2 protein-coding genes are annotated in these 1,089 nt (G+C 62.7%); both read left to right on the forward strand.

Annotated features, from left to right (window positions below; all coding sequences use genetic code 11):
* A partial coding sequence (locus BMX16_RS17250; protein WP_425434046.1) for a Mu transposase domain-containing protein occupies window positions 1–680 on the forward strand: 680 nt, incomplete at its 5' end.
* On the forward strand, window positions 677–1,089 hold a 413-nt coding region (locus tag BMX16_RS17255; protein WP_177174728.1), incomplete at its 3' end, for an ATP-binding protein. The genes BMX16_RS17250 and BMX16_RS17255, both read left to right, overlap by 4 nt.

Here is a 1,089-nt window from a genome sequence, read left to right on the forward strand (position 1 = left end):
GTCAGGCGGATGTCCTGAGGGGCCAGTCCGAGACGATCGGTCAACGCCTCGTGCGTGATCTGGTCGTGATGTCCGAACTCCCTGCGGCGCCATTCGATGCCTGTGATCAGGCCACCGGACGGGTCAGTTCGCAGGCGCTGGTGCGCTACAAGACCAATGATTACTCGGTGCCAGTCGCCTACGGTCACCGTGACGTCTGGATCAGGGGCTATGTCGACATGGTCGTGATCGGCTGCGGTGGCCAGGTGATCGCACGCCATCCCCGCTGCTACGACCGCGAGGACATGGTGTTCGATCCGGTGCATTATCTTCCGCTGATTGAGCAGAAGATCAATGCCTTGGACCAGGCGGCGCCATTGGCGGAATGGGACCTGCCGCCCGCTTTCGCGACCCTGCGCCGCCTGATGGAAGCGCGGATGATCAAGACTGGGCGCCGCGAGTATGTCCAGGTGCTGCGCCTGCTCGAGACCTTCGATATCGATGACCTGCACGCCGCCGTGAAGAAGGCGCTGCAACTGGGCGCGGTCGGCTTCGATGCCGTCAAGCACCTCGTTCTCTGTCAGGTCGAGAAACGGCCGCCGAAGCTGGACCTCGATGTCTACCCATACCTGCCGCGGGCAAACGTCGAGACGACATCCGCGGCCAGCTACATGTCGCTGCTGTCGGGAGATGCAGCATGACCGTGGCCCCGAAGATCCTGCTCGCGGATCATCTCAAGACGCTGAAGCTGCCCACCTTCCTGCGGGAATACGACAAGCTCGCCCGCCAATGCGCCGCCGAGGGACTGGATCATGTTCAGTTCCTGGCGCGTCTGGTCGAGTTGGAGTTGATCGACCGGGAGCGACGGATGATCGAGCGGCGTATCAAGGCCGCGAAGTTCCCGGCCACCAAGAGCCTGGACAGCTTCGACTTCAAGGCGATCCCAAAACTCAACAAGATGCAGGTGCTGGAACTGGCGCGCTGCAACTGGATCGACCGGCGTGAGAACGTCATCGCTCTTGGGCCCAGCGGCACAGGAAAGACCCATGTTGCCCTCGGACTTGGGCTGGCGGCCTGCCAGAAGGGCCTCACGGTCAGCTTCACCACCGC

Source organism: Loktanella fryxellensis, from assembly GCF_900110065.1.
Lineage (GTDB): Bacteria > Pseudomonadota > Alphaproteobacteria > Rhodobacterales > Rhodobacteraceae > Loktanella > Loktanella fryxellensis.